This is a genomic window from Thermovirga sp. (assembly GCA_012523215.1).
Classification (GTDB): Bacteria; Synergistota; Synergistia; order Synergistales; family Thermovirgaceae; genus 58-81.
In genome coordinates this window covers 1-2,202 of sequence record JAAYIZ010000309.1, presented here as the reverse complement: position 1 = coordinate 2,202, position 2,202 = coordinate 1, and the positions used below count along the sequence as shown (strand labels likewise).

The window sequence follows — 2,202 nt, the reverse complement described above, 5'->3', positions numbered from 1 at the left end:
TTGAGGGCGAGGTCCGACAAGAAGGCCGTGGAGGTACTTCCCGACATGGACTGGAACAAGGGTTCGGCGGTCCTTTGGCTCCTTGACGTTTTCGGGATGACCCCGGCGAATTCCTTCGCAATTTACGTGGGGGATGACGTCACCGACGAAGACGGCTTCAGGGCTGTCGCCGGAAGGGGGGCGGGGGTAATCGTAACCGGGTCGAAACCCCCGGAAAGAACCCGCGCCGTCTACCGATTGGACAACGTATCCGAAACAGGACAATTTATCGAGCAATTGACCCGGATCGCCTCACCGGGAGACGGCATATAGCGCCTTTGATTGGCTTGATCCTGCTTGATGCCTGCAACCTCAAAAGCCGGGTCTTCTCTTTTCAGACGGCTTTTGCCTCCAGGACCACGGCGTCGCCGGGGCGCACTTCGCCCCCGGTCAGCACCTTCAGGAAGTAACCGACCGTCGGCAGGAGACACCATCCACGGTAATCGTAGGAATGGGGTTCGCCGGGTCTTTTCCCCTTTTCGACCACTTCCAGGCATACCTCGGCCCCTATCCTGAGGAGAGACCCGGGGGTCAGTTCCCCGGGCAAGCCGACGACCACGAGGTTCTCGGCCAGGGAACCGGGCGGAAAGGGAAACCCGGCCTCGATCTCCGCTTGGGCCAGGTCCTCGGACCGGAGGAGGCTCACCTGGCGGTCACCCATACCGAAGTGGCCGTCGCCGGAGATGCCCATCCCGTCGACGAAACGGGCCGCCTCCAGTTCCTTTTTTGGTTTCTGCCGGTCCTCACCGGCGCAGACCGCTATCACCTCAGCCATGGAGATCCTCCTTCCGGAGCCTGGTTCACCCGATCAACTCCCAGGCATCGGATGATCCTGGCGGATTCTTCCCCGGATCTACGACCCATTTTGCCTTGTATTGTTCTCCCCCATGAAAAACGGTGTCCCCGGCGCTATATCTGTTGGAGACGACCCATTGGTCGGTGTCGATCTGCTGCCACGGCGAATCCACTACGCCCGGCGTGGTATTCTTAGTCCAATACCAAGCCTGGTACTGCTTTCCGTCGTAAACTACTATGTCTCCCCCCTTGTACTCGTTGAAGTCTCTCCATTCATCGGTGATCTCCTGCCAGGGGCTGTCCATCAGGCCCGGTTGATTCCCCTCGGTCCAGTAGCGGGCTTCGAAAACCTTGCCGTCGAATTCTACGCGGTCGCCCTCCAGGTATGCTTTACCACTGTCCCAAGTAGAGTTTCCGGGTAAAGACCCTCCGCCGGGGTTCGACCCGGAATCCTGCCCTGCATCGCCGCCGGAACCATCCGATGAGGAGGAATCATCCTGGCCGTCTTCGCCGGATCCCGGCGCGATATCCTTGATCTTCACCGCCACGACCGGGTCGGTGCTTTGATAGGGTGATAACTCCTCGTTCAAAAGGCCATACTCCGAGGAATCCCTTTCCAGGAACTCCCTTATCCGGGGAGAGCCTCCAAATTCGTCGGCCACCCTCACGGCGGCGTAAACAGTCCCCAAGGCCTCCTGCTTCCTGATGGCATAGACCCCCGAATCTTCGTCCCAGGCCTGGAGCTGGATATGGCCTGTCATGTAGGAGTTGAGCCTGTCATAGTCGTTCTCGCCGGGCCAGCGGCCGTTATCGGAGAAGAAAAGCATGGCCGCCCTCTTCAGGGTCATCAGGTCCGACACGATCCTCGTCGCGGCGGATCGATCCCTTGAGATACCCGAGGTCAGCAGCAGGTTTCCGGCAAGAATGCCTATGATCAGGATCGTTAGGAGGATCTCCACCAGGGTGAAGGCTCTTTTTTGCTTTGACAATTTCGCAACCCCTCTGAAATTCTGCGCACTCTCGACTAAAAAATTTTACTTTGTATGAAGATTTTTGTCATCCACAACGGTTGGCCTTTGTTATAATTGTTGGCCTTGGGGAGGCTCGAAGCAAAGCGGTTCTGGGCGAGAAGGTCCATTTACAGCCCTGGTCTTCCTCAAAAAACTGAAAGGCGGGAAGGGCAAGGAGCCATGAATGAAGATACCGCCGCCGGGGTCACCGGGATACTTGAAGAGGCCGGATTTTACGATTACCGGTGGGTGCCGCCCCCGGATATGATCGTTTCCCAGTGGGTGAGGATGAAGTGCATGTTCGGGTGCCCCGACTACGGCAGGAATGCCTCCTGTCCTCCCCATGTGCCCTCCGTCC

4 protein-coding genes are annotated in these 2,202 nt (G+C 58.2%); 2 read left to right on the top strand and 2 right to left on the bottom strand.

Translation table 11 applies throughout. The features are described 5' to 3' along the window. The coding region (locus tag GX108_08310) for a trehalose-phosphatase (protein NLO57024.1) at positions 1-312 on the top strand (312 nt) is incomplete at its 5' end. Positions 313-373: 61 nt separating this feature from the next. On the opposite strand, the gene GX108_08305 is transcribed toward GX108_08310, so the two are convergent. Further along, complete coding sequence (locus GX108_08305; protein NLO57023.1) at positions 374-814, bottom strand: MOSC domain-containing protein; 441 nt, start codon at positions 812-814, stop codon at positions 374-376. 25 nt (positions 815-839) lie between these two features. Next, on the bottom strand, positions 840-1,823 hold the full coding sequence (locus GX108_08300) for a prepilin-type N-terminal cleavage/methylation domain-containing protein (protein NLO57022.1): 984 nt from the start codon (positions 1,821-1,823) through the stop codon (positions 840-842). Between the two features lie 201 nt (positions 1,824-2,024). Here GX108_08300 and GX108_08295 point away from each other — a divergent pair. After that, positions 2,025-2,202 (top strand): DUF2284 domain-containing protein (locus GX108_08295; GenBank protein NLO57021.1); only part of this gene is annotated, 178 nt, incomplete at its 3' end.

Coding starts and splice junctions, on each gene's coding strand:
- GX108_08305 (NLO57023.1), bottom strand. CDS start 814: ATGGCTGAGGTGATAGCGGTCTGCGCCGGTGAGGACCGGCAGAAACCA.